The sequence below is a fragment of the Pseudomonas sp. DrBHI1 genome (genome assembly GCF_002205115.1).
GTDB lineage: Bacteria > Pseudomonadota > Gammaproteobacteria > Pseudomonadales > Pseudomonadaceae > Aquipseudomonas > Aquipseudomonas mosselii.
Genome location: NZ_NIBE01000038.1, coordinates 23,023 through 39,192, shown reverse-complemented (window position 1 = coordinate 39,192; position 16,170 = coordinate 23,023). Strand labels below are relative to the sequence as shown.

Here is a 16,170-nt window from a genome sequence, read left to right as displayed (position 1 = left end):
AATCTTGGCGACTATCAGTCCGTACTCACAAGCACCCACACGAATTGCTTGATTCAATTTGTTAAAGAGCGTTTGGCTGAGAGCGTTTCGCCTCAACCGAGGCGCGCATTCTACGCTTTCCTCATTTGCTGTCAAGCGTTTATTTTGAGGTTTTTAACGAAGAACTCGTTTCACTTCAAACACTTGACTCGCTGCGATCTCTCGTAGCGGGAGGCGAATCATACAGCGTTACAACCTGCTGTCAACTGCCTTTTTCACCGCTGCCGATCGTTAGACCGAAGCACCTCCGCCACCCTCTTCAACAATCAACTCATTGATATTCAAGGAGTTTTTCGTTCCGATGTCGCTGGAAGTGGGGCGCATTATAAGGGGATCTGAAAGCCCGTCAACCTTTTATTTCAAGCATATGAAAAGTATCCCTTCAGGAGCCGCCAGCCACTCGCCGCAACCTTCATCTACACACCAATACCAACCTTGCCAACCCTTCCGTCAGTGCGCACTATATTGCACACCCTTGCGCGCACTATAACGGAAGCCTCCATGAACACCCCAAACCGCAGCCTGGCCGCCACGCTGTTCCCCATCGGCCTGCTGCTGATCGCCATGGCCTCCATCCAGTCCGGCGCTTCGCTGGCCAAGAGCATGTTCCCCATCGTCGGCGCCCAAGGCACCACCGCCCTGCGACTCATCTTCGCCAGCGTGATCATGCTCCTGTTGCTGCGCCCCTGGCGTGCTCGCCTGGATGCCAGCACCCTGCGCAGCGTGATTATCTACGGCATGGCCCTGGGCGGCATGAATTTCCTCTTCTATATGTCATTGCGCAGCGTGCCGCTGGGTATCGCTGTCGCCCTTGAATTCACCGGACCGCTTGCCGTGGCGCTATGGGCCTCGCGACGGGCACTGGACTTCCTATGGATCGCCCTGGCGGTCGCCGGCCTGCTGCTGTTGATTCCCGTCGGCCAGACCGACGGCGGGCTGGACCCGATCGGCGCCGGCTATGCCCTAGGGGCCGGCGTGTGCTGGGCGTTGTACATCCTCTACGGGCAAAAGGCCGGAGCCGAGAACGGTATCCAGACCGCGGCCTTGGGTGTGGTGATCGCAGCCCTGTTCGTCGCCCCGATTGGAATCGCCCACGCCGGCAGCGCCTTGCTGACACCTGCGCTGCTACCCGTGGCCCTGGGCGTGGCCATCCTGTCGACAGCTCTGCCTTACAGCCTGGAAATGGTCGCCTTGACCCGCATGCCCGCCCGTACCTTCGGCACATTGATGAGCATCGAGCCGGCCTTTGGCGCACTGTCCGGACTACTCTTCCTGGGCGAGAAGCTTACCCTTTGGCAATGGCTGGCAATCCTTGCCATCATCACTGCCTCTGTAGGTGCGACCCTGTCGATGAAACGGGATGCGGCCCCGGCCGTGGCTGCCGACTGATTTGAGAAATATTTGCATTTAGAAGGCTTCAACCTTGTACCGCCCGCCGTGGCTGATTAAGCTGTCACCCAAATATAATCTTGACGCGATCTACTGAGCGGTACATGGACGCTGGGGACCATCAGGGAAGAGACAAAGCGCAAACCACAGGCCCGTGAGTGCAGTTGGGCCAAATAAGGACAGGAATGAAACGTATTTTTCTCATCCTGGCCATCCTGGCCATCGCTGGATGCGCCGCGACAGCCAATACCGAGGTGAAGCGAGGGAAGAAGGGCCTGCATATCAACTGCTCGGGGCTCTCCTCGTCATGGGACAAGTGCTACAGCAAGGCCGCCAGCTCCTGCGGCAGCAAAGGCTACAAGGTAATCGCCCGGTCCGGCGACACCGACGAAGAGCCTGGCGACTATGTGTTCGGCATCAATCCGGCCGGCTATACCAGCCGTAGTATGATCGTGATTTGCAAGTAACCGATAAACAAAGGGCAGCCAATGGCTGCCCTTTTTGTTACCAGCACACCATGCTCACAGCGCGGAAGTGCGTCGCTCCAGCCACGCTAGCGCCTCGCCTTCCAGCAACGGCGCCAGTCGCTCCCGCACCGTCTGGTGGTAACGGTTCAACCAGGCGATGTCTTCACTGCCCAGCGTCTCGACCAGCAGACAGCGGGTGTCGATTGGACACAGGGTCAAAGTCTCGAACGAAAGGAACTCACCGAACTCGCTGGTACCGGCCTCGCGGTTGACCACCAGGTTCTCGATCCGTACGCCCCACTGCCCCGGGCGGTAGGTGCCGGGCTCGATGGAACTGATCATGCCCGGCTGCATGGCCGTCTGCGGTGTGGCCGCGGCCTGGTAGGCAATCACTTGCGGGCCTTCGTGCACATTCATGAAATAGCCGACACCGTGACCGGTGCCATGGCCGTACTCGACCTGATCGGCCCAGATCGGTGCCCGGGCGATGGCATCAAGCAGCGGCGAGAGTATCCCACGCGGGAACCTGGCCCGCGACAGGGCGATCATGCCCTTGAGCACCCGGGAGCAATCGGCCTTCTGCTCATGGCTCGGCTCGCCGATCGGCACCATCCGCGTAATATCAGTGGTCCCGCCCAGGTACTGGCCGCCCGAGTCGATCAACAGCAGGCCATTGCCCTCAATGACGGCATGGGACTCTTCGGTGGCGCGGTAGTGCGGCATTGCGCCATTTGCATTGTACGCCGCGATGGTCGAAAAGCTCAGCGACACAAAGCCAGGACGACGGGCACGGGCTGCGCTCAACTGGTCGTCGATGGTCAGTTCGGTGATCGGTTGCACGCCGAGGTTCGCTTCGAACCAGGCGAAGAATTCGCATAGCGCCGCGCCATCCTGCTCCATGGCCTGGCGAATATGAACGAGATCCCCTTCTCCCTTGCACGATTTGCTCAGGGTGGTCGGGTTGATACTCTCAACCAGTCGCACCTGCTCGTGCAAATTGTCCAGCAGGCCGCGAGTAACCCGCGCCGGGTCCACCAGCAGACTGGCTGCTGCCGGAATCGCGGCCAACGCGTCGTTGACCTCAGCGTAGTCGCGGACCTCGATGCCATCGGCCGCCAGTACCTGGCGCAGGTGGCCGTCGACCTTGTCACGCCCGACAAACAGGAACGCCTTGTCCTGGCTGACCAGCGCGAAGGAAACGAACACGGGGTTGTAGGAGACATCGCTACCACGCAGGTTGAACAGCCAGGCGATGTCGTCGAGGGTGGCGATAAAGTGCCAATCGGCGCCCTTTTCCCGCAGCGTGCTGCGCAGTTCAACGAGTTTTTGCGCACGGTTGACCGTGGCATGGGGTGGCAGGTGCTGGTACACCGGATTACCCGGCAGCGAGGGGCGGTCAACCCATACCCGATCCAGCAGGTCGAGATCGGTGCGCAACGTCGAACCACGCGCCTGCAGGCGCTCGCCCAGTTGCCGCGCCGAGGCCAGGGCCATGACCGCGCCATCCACCGCGACCGTGCCGTCCACCTCCGTCCCCAGCCATTCCAGCGCCCCGGGCTGGCCGGGGCGCAGCTTCATCAGCTCGATACCACTGCCGACCAGCTCCTTTTCCGCCTGCTCCCAGTAACGGCTGTCAGCCCACAGCCCGGCAAAGTCAGCCGTTACCACCAGCGTCCCCACCGAACCGAGAAAACCGGACAGCCACTGCCGCCCCTGCCAATAGCCCGGCAGGTACTCGGACAGGTGCGGGTCAGCCGAAGGCACCAACAGGGCATTCACGCCCTCCCGGGCCATGGCCTCGCGCACACGGGCAAGGCGCGCCGGGACGGATTCGTGAAGGGGGGACTGACTGTTCATGCGCACTCCTGCGGATAGGTGTCGACGGGTCCAAGGCGTTGATAATGAAACACCCGGCAGACGCCCGCAATCACCACGACCGTAACAAGGTATGCATTGCCCCAACTGCCCTGCCGACCGTCGATCCATCCCCCTGAACTAAACCGGCTACGGGCCTTCACAACCCTTACATACCGTGCGTACGCGAGGTAGGCCATGCCCCACTCACGCGAACCGAAAAGCGCCGTCGTGCTGCTCGACACCCGCGAGCATACTCCCGAGCACGAACGGGCGGTCCACCTGCAGATTGCCGATCACCTAGCCCTTCTGCTGGGTGTCGAGCGGGTCGAGCCATCGCCCACGCAATCCGAAACGGCCGCTTACTACTATGTACCGACCCAGACCCTGGTCGACGCGCAGCGGTACGCTGCGCTCGGCGTCCACGACGAGCATGACCTGTTCGGCGGCATGGTCAGCCATCCGCACATGGCCACCAAGGCTATCTCCCACCCGCTACCGGCAGACGCCATCTTCCCTCCCGGCTGGACCGACGCCTTTGCCCAACACGCCAGCGACGCCCTGCTGCGTGGCTATACCGTGTTCTCCAAGGCCGATGCCCGGCGCGCTGCCGAACTGCTGCTGCGCGATGGACCGGCGAGGATCAAGCCGGTACTGGCCTGCGCCGGTCGGGGCCAGCAGGTGATCGTTGATGGTCAGGCCCTGGAGCCGCTGCTGGAGGCAATGGATGAACAGCAATTGGGGCTGTGGGGCCTGGTGCTTGAGGAAGACCTCGATGCCGTCGAGACCTTCAGCGTCGGCCAGGTACGCGTGGCCGGGCTGACCCTGAGCTATCACGGCACCCAGCACCTCACCCGCGATCATGCGGGCACCGAGGTATATGGTGGTTCCGACCTGGTGATCGTACGCGGTGACTACCAGCACCTGCTGCAGCTGCCACTTGAGGATCACCTGCGCTTGGCCATCAACCAGGCCATGACCTATGAAGAGGCTGCCAAGCGCTACTTCCCAGGCTTCATCGCCTCACGGCGCAACTACGACATCGCCCGCGGCCAGGACCATCACGGACACCTGCGCAGCGGCGTGCTCGAGCAATCCTGGCGACTGGGCGGTGCCAGCCCCGCCGAGGTCCTCGCGCTGCAGGCCTTCGCCGCCGACCCGGCGCTGCAACGGCTACGCGCGTCAACCCACGAGGTCTTCGGCGACGCGCAACTGCCCGCCGACGCCACCCTGTTCTATCAGGGCCACGACAGTGAACTTGGACAACTCAGCAAATATGCACGGATACGTGACCATGACCATCGAGAGTGAAACCGTTGAACTGCAGGTCGAGGGCGAAAGCATCGTCGGCACCCTGGTCAGCCCGGGCAGCCGCATGCCGGGGATCCTCTTCGTCCATGGCTGGGGCGGCAGCCAGCAGCGCGACCTGGCCCGCGCCCGGCAGATCACCGGGCTTGGCTGCGTATGCATGACCTTCGACCTGCGCGGCCACGAAAAGACCGAGAGCCAGCGCCTGACCGTCACCCGCGAGCAGAACCTGGCCGACCTGCTGGCCGCCTACGACCGGCTGGCCAGCCAGCCATCGGTCGACCCCGGCGCCATTGCCGTGATCGGCAGCAGCTACGGCGGCTACCTGGCCACCCTGCTCACCCGTCACCGGCCAGTCAAATGGCTCGCCCTAAGGGTGCCGGCCCTCTACTGGGACGATGAATGGGATGCGCCCAAGCAGGCCCTCGACCGCCAGCGGCTCAACGCCTACCGCCTGCGTGAGCTCGGCCCTGCCGACAACCGCGCCTTGGCCGCCTGCGCCGAATTCGCCGGCGACGTGCTCTTGGTGGAGTCCGAACAGGACGACTATGTGCCGCACAGCACGCTGATGAGCTATCGCTCGGCCTTCGTCGGCGCCCACTCGATGACCCACCGCCTGGTCGATGGCGCCGACCACGCGCTGTCCAGCGAAGAGAGTCAGAAAGCCTATAGCGCCCTGCTCACGGCCTGGATCAGCGAGATGGTCATCGGCGCGCGCCTGGACCGCTACCCGCACTACGCGCCCTGGTACGCCTGAGTGCTGCCCAGCTGGCAGTGCAGGCCGCCGTCGGCGCCACGCACCAGGCTGCGTAGCGTCTGGTACGCGGCGAAGTTCACCCCACGGGCCCGGTGCTCGCCCAGTAGGTCGAGGAACGGCTCCTCGATGAAGCAGCCAGCGGCGGCCGCCCAGGCCTGGCGCGATTGCCAGCGCAGGTGCTGGAGCACCCGGCGACCGTCGTCGCTGACCTGGATGCTGACGCTGAGCAGGCCATCGCAGCGTTGCGCGAGGTGCTCGCTGCGCACCACCAGGGCCTCGGCCAGGGCATCCTGGCGCAAGGGGGGCACGTCGTACTCGATCATCTGGGTGAACCACAGGGAATGGGTGTTGGCCGCCATGACGCATCTCCTCGTTTTGGGCTCTTGCAGCAGATGGTCGTGAAGGGTAAAACCTCCAGCTAACTCAAGGTCAAGGATTTTATTGCCAATGAAGCCCCCTTCCGCCCAGGACCGCCTGCTCAGCGTCGGCCAGCTGGCCGCGCGCAGCGGCGTGGCCGTGACCGCGCTGCACTTCTACGAGACCAAGGGGCTGATCCACAGCACCCGCAACGCCGGCAACCAGCGCCGCTATCCGCGTGCCATGCTGCGTCGGGTGGCGGTGATCAAGATGGCCCAGCGCCTGGGCATCGCCCTGGCCGACATCGCCAGCGCCCTGCAGGCGCTGCCCTGCGATCACACGCCCACTGCCGACGATTGGCAACGCCTGTCGGCGCGCTGGCGCGACGACCTGAGCCGGCGCATCGACGAGCTGGTGATGCTGCGCGACCAGCTCGACGGCTGCATCGGCTGTGGCTGCATGTCGTTGAAGGAATGCCCGCTGCGCAACCATCACGACCGCCTCGCCGATGAGGGCCCGGGGCCGCACCCGACCAGCAGCGAGGCTCAGCCGCTGATGACCGCGAAGCGCCGCCGGTAGTCGCTGGGGGTCATCCCGGTCAGGCGCTGGAACACCTTGCGAAAAGCGCTGGGGTCCTGATAGCCGACGCCCCAGGCGATCTGGTCGACGCTGCGCCGGGTGAACTCCAGCAAGCGGCAAGCCCGGCCGACCCGCACCTGCTGCGCGTATTCGGTGGGACGCAGGCCGGTGGCGGCGCGAAAGCGACGCAGGAAGGTGCGCGGCTCGAGGCCCGCGCAACCGGCCATGTCGGCCAGGCCGGCATCCCGGGCCTCCTCGGCCTGCAACCAGTGCTGCACCTTCAGCACCGCCTCGTCACCATGGTCCAGGCGCGGCTGGAACAGGGCGCCGGGCAGCGGCGCCGGCGAGGGCTCGACCGCAAGATAGCGGGCCGTCTCGCGGGCCAGGGTGTGGCCGAGGAAGCGTTCGATCAAGTGCAAGCCGAGGTCGGTCCAGGCCATCAGCCCGGCAGAGGTGACGATGTCGCCGTCGTCGAGCAGTGGCTGGCTGCCTTGCACCCGCACCTTGGGGAAGCGATCGGAAAGGGCCTGGGCATAGTTCCAATGGGTACAGGCCGCCCGACCATCCAGCAGGCCGCTGCCGGCCACCAGGAACACACCGATGCATACCGAGGCCAGCACGGTACCCTGGCCGTGCACCTGACTGAGCGCGGCGCGATGGGCCTGCAACACCTCGGCAGACGGGGTCGCCGCCAGGCTCGGCGGAATCATCAGCGCCCGCAGCGCATGGCCGCTTGCCGGCTGGCTGTCATGCACCACCTGCAGCTGCCCCGCGCCATCGAGCTGCCAATGGGTCACCCGCAGCACCGGCAGATCGTGTGCGCCCAGCTGCGCGGCGACCCGGTTGGCCACCGCGAACAGGTCGGTCAGGCCTTGCACCGCCGCGCTCTGGGCGCCGGGATAGATCAGCACGCCGATTTCCAGGCTGTCAGTTTTTGCCGTCATTGTGTCGCTCGCGCCTATCCTCGATCGGGTCGCCACAGCCTATAACTATCGGCAGTTCATCACTACTGCCGCAGGAGGCACCATGAGCAAGCGCGCCCTGATCATCATCGATATCCAGAACGACTACTTCCCCGGTGGCAAATGGACCCTGGACGGCGCCGAGGCGGCCGCCGACAACGCCGCCCGGTTACTGGCCGCGGCCCGTGAGCGTGGCGACCTAGTGGTGCATGTGCGCCATGAGTTCGAGAGCGCCGACGCACCCTTCTTCGTGCCAGGCTCGGCCGGCGCGCAGATCCACCCCAAGGTCGCGCCGGCGGCCGGCGAGGCGGTGGTGCTCAAGCACAAGGTCAACAGCTTCCGCGACACCCAGCTGAAGGCGCTGCTCGACCAGCACGACATCAAGGCACTGACCATCGCCGGCAGCATGAGCCACATGTGCATCGATGCCGCGACCCGCGCCGCCGCCGACTTCGGCTATGAAGTCAGCGTGGCCTACGATGCCTGCGCGACGCTGGCGCTGGAGTTCGACGGCAAGACGGTTGCGGCGGCCGATGTGCACGCCTCGGCAATGGCCGCGCTGGCATTCGCCTACGCCAGGGTGACCAGTACCGACGAGTTGCTGGCCGGTTGAGGGCTCAGATCACCACGTTGCGCACGAAACGCACCGGCTCCTGCCCATCGTTGCGGTAGGCGTAGCGGCAGTCGCTGGGGAAGACGAAGAATTCGCCCTTGCCCAGTTGCCGCTCTCCCCCTTCGATGATCAGGGTCAGGCGGCCTTCGGTCACATAGATCTGCTCGCTCCAGCCGGCGGCATCGGCTTCGCTGGCGTAGCACTCGCCGGGGGCCAGGGTCCACTCCCACAACTCGACCTCGCGTCGCGCCGGGCTGCTGCCTAGCAGCACGGCGCGGCTGGCAGGGTGCACACCGGCCCAGGCCAGCTCTTCGATGCGACCGGGGTCACGCCGGTCCGGCGCCTGGATCAGGGTGCTGAACGCCACCCCCAGCGCTTCGGCGATCAGGTCCAGGGTGGTGAGGCTGACATTCTTCTCGCCAGCCTCGATGGCCACCAGCATCCGCCGGCTGACCCCGGAGCGCTCGGCCAGGGCGGCCTGGCTCAGGCCGGCGTCGCCACGCAAGCGGCGAACGTTCTGGCTGACATGCTGCAGCACCGATGCACGGTGCTCGGAATCTTTGTGCACTATATTGCTCACTGGTAGGGGGTGCGCAGTATACTGCCCACTTTGCGGCGAATTGTGCGCCGCCCCTTCCGAGTGCGCAAGACCATGAGCCAAGCCCCCGCCCGCAAACCCACCGTCAGCTTGCGCCTGAGCAAGGCCGAACTGGTGCTTGTGTTCATCACCATGCTCTGGGGCGGCACCTTCCTGATCGTGCACAACGTCATGACCGTCAGCGGGCCGATGTTCTTCGTCGGCCTGCGCTTTGCCGCCGCCGCCCTATTCGTCGGCCTGGTGTCGGCCCGTTCGCTGTCGGGGCTGACCTTCACCGAGCTCAAGGCCGGCGTGCTCATCGGCGTCTCGATCATGTTGGGCTACGGCTTGCAGACCATGGGCCTGCAGACCATCAGCAGCAGCCAGTCGGCGTTCATCACCGCGCTCTATGTGCCCTTCGTGCCTCTGCTGCAATGGCTGGTACTGGGCCGCCGCCCGGGCCTGATGCCGAGCCTGGGCATCGGCCTGGCCTTCGTCGGCCTGATGCTGCTGGCCGGCCCCGAGGGCGGCGCGCTGCACTTCAGTGAAGGCGAACTGGTGACGCTGGTCAGCGCCGTGGCGATCGCCGGCGAGATCATCCTGATCAGTCGCTACGCCGGCCAGGTCGATGTGCGCCGGGTCACCGTGGTGCAGTTGGCCACCGCCTCGGCGCTGTCGTTCCTGATGATCGTGCCGACCCAGGAACAACTGCCCGGTTTTTCCTGGCTGCTGCTCATCAGTGCGGTAGGCCTGGGCGCCATGAGCGCGGTGATCCAGGTGGCGATGAACTGGGCGCAGCAGTCGGTCTCGCCGACCCGCGCCACCCTGATCTACGCTGGCGAACCTGTGTGGGCCGGCATCGTCGGGCGCATCGCCGGCGAGCGCCTGCCAGGCGTGGCGTTGATCGGCGGGCTGCTGATCGTGCTGGCGGTGGTGGTGAGCGAGCTGAAGATTCGTCGCCAGGATGAGGCCAGCGCCTTGCAGGATGATGAGGCCCGCGAGCGCGAGGCGGGGTTGTAAGCCCCCCGCCTTCACAGACAATCCGCAAGCGTTGAATACAGCCCCACGGACATTCGCTCAGCCGCTATGCTCTGAAAGAAACTGTTATAAAAAAACAGCTTGTCACAGCACATTTGTAGGATCCTGCAACCGCTTGCGTGTTGGTGATCAACCGTCCGGCACGTATGATCCTTGGCAAACTTCTCAGAACAGAACGCTATGTCATTGATTGTGCTATTGCTTCTGCCCTTCCTGGGCAGTTGCCTGGCGGCTGTACTGCCGCACAACGCACGCAACGCCGAGTCCATTCTTGCCGGGCTCGTGGCCCTGGTCGGCACTGTCCAGGTGGCGTTGCTGTACCCCCAGGTCGCCGATGGCGGGGTGATCCGCGAGGAATTCCTCTGGCTGCCGAGCCTGGGCCTGAACCTGGTCCTGCGCATGGACGGCTTCGCCTGGCTGTTCAGCCTGCTGGTGCTGGGCATCGGCACCCTGGTGTCGCTGTACGCCCGCTACTACATGTCGCCCCAGGACCCGGTGCCGCGCTTCTTCGCCTTCTTCCTGGCGTTCATGGGCGCCATGCTCGGCCTGGTGATCTCCGGCAACCTGATCCAGCTGGTGTTCTTCTGGGAATTGACCAGCCTGTTCTCGTTCTTGCTGATCGGCTATTGGCACCACCGCGCCGACGCCCGCCGCGGCGCCTACATGGCGTTGATGGTCACGGGGGCCGGCGGCTTGTGCCTGCTGGTCGGGGCCCTGCTGCTCGGCCATGTGGTCGGCAGCTATGACCTGGACAAGGTCCTGGCTGCCGGTGACACCATCCGCCAGCATGCGCTGTACCCGGTGCTGCTGCCCCTCATCCTGATCGGCGCCCTGAGCAAGAGCGCGCAATTTCCCTTCCAGTTCTGGCTGCCCCATGCCATGGCGGCGCCCACCCCCGTCTCGGCTTACCTGCACTCGGCGACCATGGTCAAGGCCGGGGTGTTCCTGCTGGCACGCCTGTGGCCGGCGCTGTCGGGCAGCGAGGAATGGTTCTGGATCGTCGGCGGCGCCGGTGCCGCCACCCTGCTGCTCGGCGCCTTCGCCGCGATGTTCCAGAACGACCTCAAGGGCCTGCTGGCCTACTCAACCATCAGCCACCTTGGGCTGATCACCTTGCTGCTGGGCCTGAACAGCCCGCTGGCGGCGGTCGCCGCAGTGTTCCATATCCTCAACCACGCCACCTTCAAGGCCTCGCTGTTCATGGCCGCGGGGATCATCGACCACGAGAGCGGCACCCGTGACATCCGTCGCCTGAGTGGCCTGTTCCGCCTGGTGCCGTTCACCGCGACCCTGGCCATGGTCGCCAGCGCCTCGATGGCCGGCGTGCCGCTGATGAACGGTTTCCTGTCCAAGGAGATGTTCTTCGCCGAGACCGTGTTCATCACCTCCACGGCCTGGGTCGAAGCGGCCCTGCCGGTGATCGCCACCCTGGCCGGAACCTTCAGCGTGGCCTACGCGCTGCGCTTTACCGTCGATGTGTTCTTCGGCCCCCCGGCCCAGGACCTGCCGCACACGCCTCACGAACCACCACGCTGGATGCGCGCACCGGTCGAACTGCTGGTGCTCACCTGCCTGGTGGTCGGCATCTTCCCGGCGCAATCGGTCGGCCCGTTGCTGGCCGCGGCCGCGACCCCCGTGGTGGGTGGCGTGCTGCCGGAATACAGCCTGGCCATCTGGCACGGCTGGAACGCGCCGCTGATCATGAGCCTGATCGCCATGACCGGCGGTATCGTGCTCTACCTGCTGCTACGCAAGCAGCTGCAGCGCGGCCGCTTCCCCTATCCACCGCTGATCGAGCGTTTCAACGGCAAGCGCCTGTTCGAGCACGGCCTGGTGCGCCTGATGCTGCTGGCCCGGCATGGCGAGCGGCTGCTGACCACCAAGCGCCTGCAGACGCAACTGTTCATGCTGGCACTGGCGGCCTTCGTCGCTGGCCTGGTACCTCTGCTGTACAGTGGCCTGAGCTGGGGCGACCGGCCAAAGATCCCGGGCTCCGGGGTGTTCGTCGCGCTCTGGCTGATCGCTATCGCCTGCGCCATCGGCGCCGCCTACCAGGCCAAGTATCACCGACTGGCCGCCTTGATCATGGTCGGCGTCTGCGGCCTGATGACCTGCATCACCTTCGTCTGGTTCTCCGCGCCGGACCTGGCGCTGACCCAACTGGCAGTCGAGGTGGTCACCACCGTGCTGATCCTGCTCGGCCTGCGCTGGCTGCCACGGCGTATCGAAGGCGTGTCGCCGCTGCCCGGCAGCCAGGACCGCGCACGCCTGCGGCGCCTGCGCGACCTGGTGCTGGCAGTGCTGGTCGGCGGCGGCATGGCACTGCTGTCCTACGCCATGCTGACCCGCCCGACGCCCAACGACATCTCGTCGTTCTACCTCAGCCGCGCCCTGCCCCAGGGCGGCGGCACCAACGTAGTCAACGTGATGCTGGTGGATTTCCGCGGCTTCGACACCCTCGGCGAGGTCACCGTGCTGGTGGCCGTGGCGCTGACCGTGTTCGCCCTGCTGCGCCGCTTCCGCCCGCCGAAGGAGAGCATGCAGCTGCCGGCGCAGCAACGCCTGCTGGCACCGGACGTGGTCACCGACCTGGTCAACCCACGCCAGGCCACCGACACCGCGCTCGGCTTCATGATGGTACCGGCCGCCCTGGTACGCCTGCTGCTGCCGATCGCCCTGCTGGTGTCGATGTACCTGTTCATGCGCGGCCACAACCAGCCAGGCGGCGGTTTCGTCGCCGGCCTGGTGATGTCGGTGGCGTTCATCCTGCAGTACATGGTCGCCGGCACCCAGTGGGTCGAGGCGCAGATGAGCCTGCGTCCGCTGCGCTGGATGGGCACCGGCCTGCTCTGCGCCACTCTCACCGGTGCCGGGGCGATACTGCTGGGCTACCCGTTCCTGACCACCCACACCGCCCATCTGCACTTGCCGCTGCTCGGTGACGTACACGTGGCCAGCGCGCTGTTCTTCGACATCGGCGTGTACACCGTGGTGGTCGGCTCGACCCTGCTGATCCTCACCGCCCTGGCCCACCAGTCAGTGCGCGCCTACCGCCCCGCCAAGTCCAGCCAAGCAGGAGCCGCCTGATGGAAGAAGTCATTGCAGTCGCCATCGGCGTCCTGGCCGCCTCCGGGGTCTGGCTGGTCCTGCGCCCGCGTACCTACCAGGTAATCATGGGCCTGTGCCTGCTGTCCTACGGGGTCAATCTGTTCATCTTCAGCATGGGCAGCCTGTTCATCGGCAAGGAGCCGATCATCAAGGACGGCGTGCCCCACGACCTGCTGCACTACACCGACCCGCTGCCCCAGGCACTGGTACTCACCGCAATCGTCATCAGCTTCGCCATGACCGCGTTGTTCCTGGTGGTGCTGCTGGCCTCCCGCGGCCTGACCGGGACCGACCACGTCGATGGCCGGGAGCGTGAGGAATGAGCGGGATGAACCAACTGATCATCGCGCCGATCCTGCTGCCGCTGGTCACCGCGTCGTTGATGCTGCTGATTGGCGAGAAACACCGCTGGCTCAAGGCGCGCCTGAACCTGCTGTCCACCGCCCTTGGCCTGGGCATCGCCGTTACCCTGCTGATGTGGGTGCGCACCCAGGGCCAGGCCGAGTCCATTGGCGTCTACCTGCCAGGCAACTGGCCGGCGCCGTTCGGCATCGCCCTGGTGGTCGATCACCTGTCGGCGCTGCTGCTCACCCTCACCGGCATCGTCGGCTTGAGCGCCCTGCTGTTCGCCCGGGCACGCTGGGACGGTGCCGGGGCCAGCTTTCACGCACTGTTCCAGATCCAGCTGATGGGCCTGTACGGCGCCTTCCTCACCGCCGACCTGTTCAACCTGTTCGTGTTCTTCGAGGTGCTGCTGGCGGCCTCCTACGGCCTGCTGCTGCATGGCTCGGGGCGGGCGCGGGTCAAGGCCGGGCTGCACTACATCGCCATCAACCTGTTTGCCTCGTCGCTGTTCCTGGTCGGCGCGGCCATGCTCTATGGCGTGACCGGTACCCTGAACATGGCCGACCTGGCGCTGAAAGTGCCGCTGGTGCCAGAAGCCGACCGCGGCCTGCTGCATGCCGGCGCGGCGATCCTGGCCATTGCCTTCCTGGCCAAGGCCGGGATGTGGCCGTTGAACTTCTGGCTGGTGCCGGCCTATTCGTCGGCCAGCGCACCGGTGGCCGCGCTGTTCGCGATCATGACCAAGGTCGGGTTGTACGCCATCCTGCGCATGTGGACGCTGCTGTTCTCCGGCCAGGCCGGCGCCTCGGCGTTCTTCGGTGGCGACTGGCTGGTGTATGGCGGCCTGGCGACCCTGGCCGTGGCGGCCATGTCGATCCTCGCCGCCCAGCGCCTGGAGCGCCTGGCGGCCCTGAGCATCCTGATGTCCGCCGGCACGCTGCTGGCCGCCGTCGGCTTCGGCCAATCGATCCTGACCGGCGCCGCGCTGTTCTACCTGGCAAGCTCCACCCTGGCCCTGTGCGCGCTGTTCCTGCTGGCCGAGCTGGTTGAGCGCTCGCGCTCGGCCAACGAGGCGCCGCTGGACGATGAAGAAGATGCGATGCCTTCGCCCCTGGAATCGCTGCACCCGCCCAAGGGCATCAACCTGGACGACGAGCAGCAGGCGGTGATCGGCCAGATCATTCCCTGGACCATGGCCTTCCTCGGCCTGAGTTTCATAGCTTGCGCCCTGCTGATCATCGGCATGCCGCCACTGTCGGGCTTCATCGGCAAGCTCAACCTGATCAGCGCGCTGTTCAACCCGCAAGGCCTGGGAGTTGCCACTGAGCAGCCACTGGGCACCGCGGGCTGGATCCTGGTCACCCTGCTGGTGTTGTCCGGCATGGCCTCGCTGATCGCCTTCGGCCGCGTCGGCATCCAGCGCTTCTGGAAGCCCGAGGAACGCCCTTCCCCGGTGTTGCGTCGCTATGAATGCGTGCCCATCGTCATCCTCCTGGGCCTGTGCATCTTCCTCAGCCTCAAGGCCGAGCCGCTGCTGCGCTACACACAGGATACCGCCGCCAGCCTGCGCACGCCGGAGACCTACATCAATGCAGTGATGGCGACCCGGCCGTTGCCCGGCCCGACCACCGCTGGCCTGGAGGTGCAACCATGAATCGACTGCTCCCCGCGCCACTGCTTTCCATTGCGCTGTTCGTGCTGTGGTTGCTGCTCAATCTGTCGGTCAGCCCGGGCAACCTGCTGCTGGGCGCCCTGCTGGGCATCCTCGCACCGATCCTGATGGCGCCGCTGCGCCCGCAGCATGCCCGCGTGCGCAGGCCCTGGGTGATTGCCAAGCTGATCGGCCGGGTCGGCCTTGATGTGATCCATTCCAACCTGCAGGTCGCCCGTGGCGTCCTGCGCGCCGGCAGCACGCCACCGCGCTCGGCGTTCGTGCACATCCCGCTGAACCTGCGCGACGCCCACGGCCTGGCGGCGCTATCGATGATCACCACCGTGGTGCCGGGCACCATCTGGTCGGAACTGGCCCTGGACCGCAGCGTACTGCTGCTGCACGTGTTCGATCTGGACGACGAACCGGCGTTCATCGAACATTTCAAACACACCTATGAACGCCCGCTGATGGAGATCTTCGAATGAGCGGCCTGCTCGCCAATGCCGTCCTCGCCAGCCTGTTCATCTTCGCCCTGGCGATGGGGCTGACGCTGATCCGGCTGTTCCGCGGCCCGTCCGCCCAGGACCGGGTACTGGCCCTGGACTACCTGTACATCCTGGGCATGCTGATGATGCTGGTACTGGGGATCCGCTACGCCAGCGATACCTATTTCGAAGGCGCCCTGCTGATCGCCCTGTTCGGCTTCGTCGGTTCCTTCGCCCTGGCCAAGTTCCTCCTGCGTGGCGAGGTGATCGAATGAACGAAAGCGTGGTATTGCCGTTCTGGCTGGAGCTGGTCACGGCTGCCCTGCTGCTTATCGGCAGCCTGTTCGCGCTGGTCGGCGCCATCGGCCTGGTGCGCCTGAAGGAGTACTTCCAGCGCATGCACCCGCCCGCACTGGCTTCGACCATCGGCGCCTGGTGCGTGGCGCTGGCCTCGATCCTGTATTTCTCGGTGCTCAAGCAGAGCCCGGTGCTGCACGCCTGGCTGATCCCGATCCTGCTGTCGATCACCGTGCCGGTGACCACCCTGCTGCTGGCCAGGGCCGCGCTGTTTCGCAAGCGCACCTCGGGCGAGGAGGTACCAGAAGAAGTCAGCAGCGGGCGTGATCGCGGTAACTGAG

General features: G+C 65.5%; 17 protein-coding genes. 13 read left to right on the top strand and 4 right to left on the bottom strand.

Going from position 1 to position 16,170, the window contains the following annotated elements; all coding sequences use genetic code 11:
• The first annotated feature begins 540 nt into the window (after positions 1-540).
• Positions 541-1,428: a threonine/homoserine exporter RhtA gene (gene rhtA / locus CC207_RS06125; RefSeq protein WP_028690563.1), complete on the top strand. Its 888-nt coding sequence runs from the start codon at positions 541-543 to the stop codon at positions 1,426-1,428.
• A 185-nt stretch (positions 1,429-1,613) separates the two neighbouring features.
• The gene (locus tag CC207_RS06120) at positions 1,614-1,895 is read left to right on the top strand and encodes a hypothetical protein (protein WP_028690562.1); all 282 of its coding nucleotides are present in this window, start codon (positions 1,614-1,616) and stop codon (positions 1,893-1,895) included.
• A gap of 54 nt (positions 1,896-1,949) precedes the next feature.
• Here CC207_RS06120 and CC207_RS06115 read toward each other — a convergent pair whose 3' ends face one another.
• Positions 1,950-3,752, bottom strand: a complete 1,803-nt coding sequence (locus CC207_RS06115) for an aminopeptidase P family protein (protein ID WP_062363583.1) — start codon at positions 3,750-3,752, stop codon at positions 1,950-1,952.
• 195 nt (positions 3,753-3,947) lie between these two features.
• On the opposite strand from CC207_RS06115, the gene CC207_RS06110 reads away from it, so the two are divergent.
• Positions 3,948-5,060: a DUF3182 family protein gene (locus tag CC207_RS06110; RefSeq protein WP_088851740.1), complete on the top strand. Its 1,113-nt coding sequence runs from the start codon at positions 3,948-3,950 to the stop codon at positions 5,058-5,060.
• A complete protein-coding gene (locus CC207_RS06105; RefSeq protein ID WP_028690559.1) occupies positions 5,044-5,814 on the top strand; it encodes a S9 family peptidase in 771 nt (256 codons plus the stop codon). The genes CC207_RS06110 and CC207_RS06105 overlap by 17 nt, the downstream gene beginning before the upstream one ends.
• On the opposite strand, the gene CC207_RS06100 is transcribed toward CC207_RS06105, so the two are convergent.
• Positions 5,793-6,173, bottom strand: coding sequence for an antibiotic biosynthesis monooxygenase (locus CC207_RS06100; protein ID WP_028690558.1), 381 nt, complete (start codon positions 6,171-6,173; stop codon positions 5,793-5,795). The two genes, CC207_RS06105 and CC207_RS06100, sit on opposite strands and share 22 nt — an antisense overlap.
• 88 nt (positions 6,174-6,261) lie before the next feature.
• Here CC207_RS06100 and soxR point away from each other — a divergent pair, with 88 nt between their 5' ends.
• Positions 6,262-6,750 (top strand): redox-sensitive transcriptional activator SoxR, encoded by a 489-nt coding sequence (gene soxR, locus CC207_RS06095; protein WP_036986069.1) that lies wholly within the window; start codon positions 6,262-6,264, stop codon positions 6,748-6,750.
• Here the strand turns inward: soxR and CC207_RS06090 are convergent.
• The gene (locus CC207_RS06090; protein WP_088851739.1) at positions 6,717-7,694 is read right to left on the bottom strand and encodes a GlxA family transcriptional regulator; all 978 of its coding nucleotides are present in this window, start codon (positions 7,692-7,694) and stop codon (positions 6,717-6,719) included. The two genes, soxR and CC207_RS06090, sit on opposite strands and share 34 nt — an antisense overlap.
• 82 nt (positions 7,695-7,776) lie before the next feature.
• On the opposite strand from CC207_RS06090, the gene CC207_RS06085 reads away from it, so the two are divergent.
• Positions 7,777-8,325, top strand: coding sequence for a cysteine hydrolase family protein (locus tag CC207_RS06085; protein ID WP_028690555.1), 549 nt, complete (start codon positions 7,777-7,779; stop codon positions 8,323-8,325).
• 4 nt (positions 8,326-8,329) lie between these two features.
• Here CC207_RS06085 and CC207_RS06080 read toward each other — a convergent pair whose 3' ends face one another.
• Positions 8,330-8,893: a helix-turn-helix domain-containing protein gene (locus tag CC207_RS06080; protein WP_088851738.1), complete on the bottom strand. Its 564-nt coding sequence runs from the start codon at positions 8,891-8,893 to the stop codon at positions 8,330-8,332.
• An 84-nt stretch (positions 8,894-8,977) separates the two neighbouring features.
• Between CC207_RS06080 and CC207_RS06075 the strand changes: the two genes are divergently transcribed.
• The 7 genes from CC207_RS06075 to CC207_RS06045 all read left to right on the top strand — a co-directional run bounded on the left by CC207_RS06075 (position 8,978) and on the right by CC207_RS06045 (position 16,169).
• Positions 8,978-9,922 (top strand): DMT family transporter, encoded by a 945-nt coding sequence (locus CC207_RS06075; protein WP_062363591.1) that lies wholly within the window; start codon positions 8,978-8,980, stop codon positions 9,920-9,922.
• 198 nt (positions 9,923-10,120) lie between these two features.
• Positions 10,121-13,027 carry a monovalent cation/H+ antiporter subunit A gene (locus CC207_RS06070; RefSeq protein ID WP_028690552.1) on the top strand — a complete coding sequence of 969 codons (2,907 nt, stop codon included), beginning with the start codon at positions 10,121-10,123 and terminating at the stop codon, positions 13,025-13,027.
• Positions 13,027-13,371: a Na+/H+ antiporter subunit C gene (locus tag CC207_RS06065; RefSeq protein ID WP_028690551.1), complete on the top strand. Its 345-nt coding sequence runs from the start codon at positions 13,027-13,029 to the stop codon at positions 13,369-13,371. The genes CC207_RS06070 and CC207_RS06065 overlap by 1 nt, the downstream gene beginning before the upstream one ends.
• On the top strand, positions 13,368-15,047 hold the full coding sequence (locus CC207_RS06060; RefSeq protein ID WP_062363593.1) for a monovalent cation/H+ antiporter subunit D: 1,680 nt from the start codon (positions 13,368-13,370) through the stop codon (positions 15,045-15,047). Before CC207_RS06065 ends, CC207_RS06060 begins: the two co-directional genes overlap by 4 nt.
• The gene (locus CC207_RS06055) at positions 15,044-15,532 is read left to right on the top strand and encodes a Na+/H+ antiporter subunit E (protein WP_088851737.1); all 489 of its coding nucleotides are present in this window, start codon (positions 15,044-15,046) and stop codon (positions 15,530-15,532) included. Before CC207_RS06060 ends, CC207_RS06055 begins: the two co-directional genes overlap by 4 nt.
• Positions 15,529-15,807, top strand: a complete 279-nt coding sequence (locus tag CC207_RS06050; protein ID WP_011534656.1) for a K+/H+ antiporter subunit F — start codon at positions 15,529-15,531, stop codon at positions 15,805-15,807. The genes CC207_RS06055 and CC207_RS06050 overlap by 4 nt, the downstream gene beginning before the upstream one ends.
• Positions 15,804-16,169, top strand: coding sequence for a Na+/H+ antiporter subunit G (locus CC207_RS06045; protein ID WP_028690548.1), 366 nt, complete (start codon positions 15,804-15,806; stop codon positions 16,167-16,169). Before CC207_RS06050 ends, CC207_RS06045 begins: the two co-directional genes overlap by 4 nt.
• Position 16,170: the final 1 nt, after the last annotated feature.

What these genes read in the sequence shown, in the direction of transcription:
- CC207_RS06085 (WP_028690555.1), top strand. Translation starts at nt 7,777, where the DNA reads ATGAGCAAGCGCGCCCTGATCATCATCGATATCCAGAACGACTACTTC.
- soxR (WP_036986069.1), top strand. Translation starts at nt 6,262, where the DNA reads ATGAAGCCCCCTTCCGCCCAGGACCGCCTGCTCAGCGTCGGCCAGCTG.
- CC207_RS06100 (WP_028690558.1), bottom strand. Translation starts at nt 6,173, where the DNA reads ATGGCGGCCAACACCCATTCCCTGTGGTTCACCCAGATGATCGAGTAC.
- CC207_RS06105 (WP_028690559.1), top strand. Translation starts at nt 5,044, where the DNA reads ATGACCATCGAGAGTGAAACCGTTGAACTGCAGGTCGAGGGCGAAAGC.
- CC207_RS06055 (WP_088851737.1), top strand. Translation starts at nt 15,044, where the DNA reads ATGAATCGACTGCTCCCCGCGCCACTGCTTTCCATTGCGCTGTTCGTG.
- CC207_RS06070 (WP_028690552.1), top strand. Translation starts at nt 10,121, where the DNA reads ATGTCATTGATTGTGCTATTGCTTCTGCCCTTCCTGGGCAGTTGCCTG.
- CC207_RS06050 (WP_011534656.1), top strand. Translation starts at nt 15,529, where the DNA reads ATGAGCGGCCTGCTCGCCAATGCCGTCCTCGCCAGCCTGTTCATCTTC.
- CC207_RS06120 (WP_028690562.1), top strand. Translation starts at nt 1,614, where the DNA reads ATGAAACGTATTTTTCTCATCCTGGCCATCCTGGCCATCGCTGGATGC.
- CC207_RS06045 (WP_028690548.1), top strand. Translation starts at nt 15,804, where the DNA reads ATGAACGAAAGCGTGGTATTGCCGTTCTGGCTGGAGCTGGTCACGGCT.
- CC207_RS06060 (WP_062363593.1), top strand. Translation starts at nt 13,368, where the DNA reads ATGAGCGGGATGAACCAACTGATCATCGCGCCGATCCTGCTGCCGCTG.
- CC207_RS06110 (WP_088851740.1), top strand. Translation starts at nt 3,948, where the DNA reads ATGCCCCACTCACGCGAACCGAAAAGCGCCGTCGTGCTGCTCGACACC.
- rhtA (WP_028690563.1), top strand. Translation starts at nt 541, where the DNA reads ATGAACACCCCAAACCGCAGCCTGGCCGCCACGCTGTTCCCCATCGGC.
- CC207_RS06115 (WP_062363583.1), bottom strand. Translation starts at nt 3,752, where the DNA reads ATGAACAGTCAGTCCCCCCTTCACGAATCCGTCCCGGCGCGCCTTGCC.
- CC207_RS06065 (WP_028690551.1), top strand. Translation starts at nt 13,027, where the DNA reads ATGGAAGAAGTCATTGCAGTCGCCATCGGCGTCCTGGCCGCCTCCGGG.
- CC207_RS06090 (WP_088851739.1), bottom strand. Translation starts at nt 7,694, where the DNA reads ATGACGGCAAAAACTGACAGCCTGGAAATCGGCGTGCTGATCTATCCC.
- CC207_RS06075 (WP_062363591.1), top strand. Translation starts at nt 8,978, where the DNA reads ATGAGCCAAGCCCCCGCCCGCAAACCCACCGTCAGCTTGCGCCTGAGC.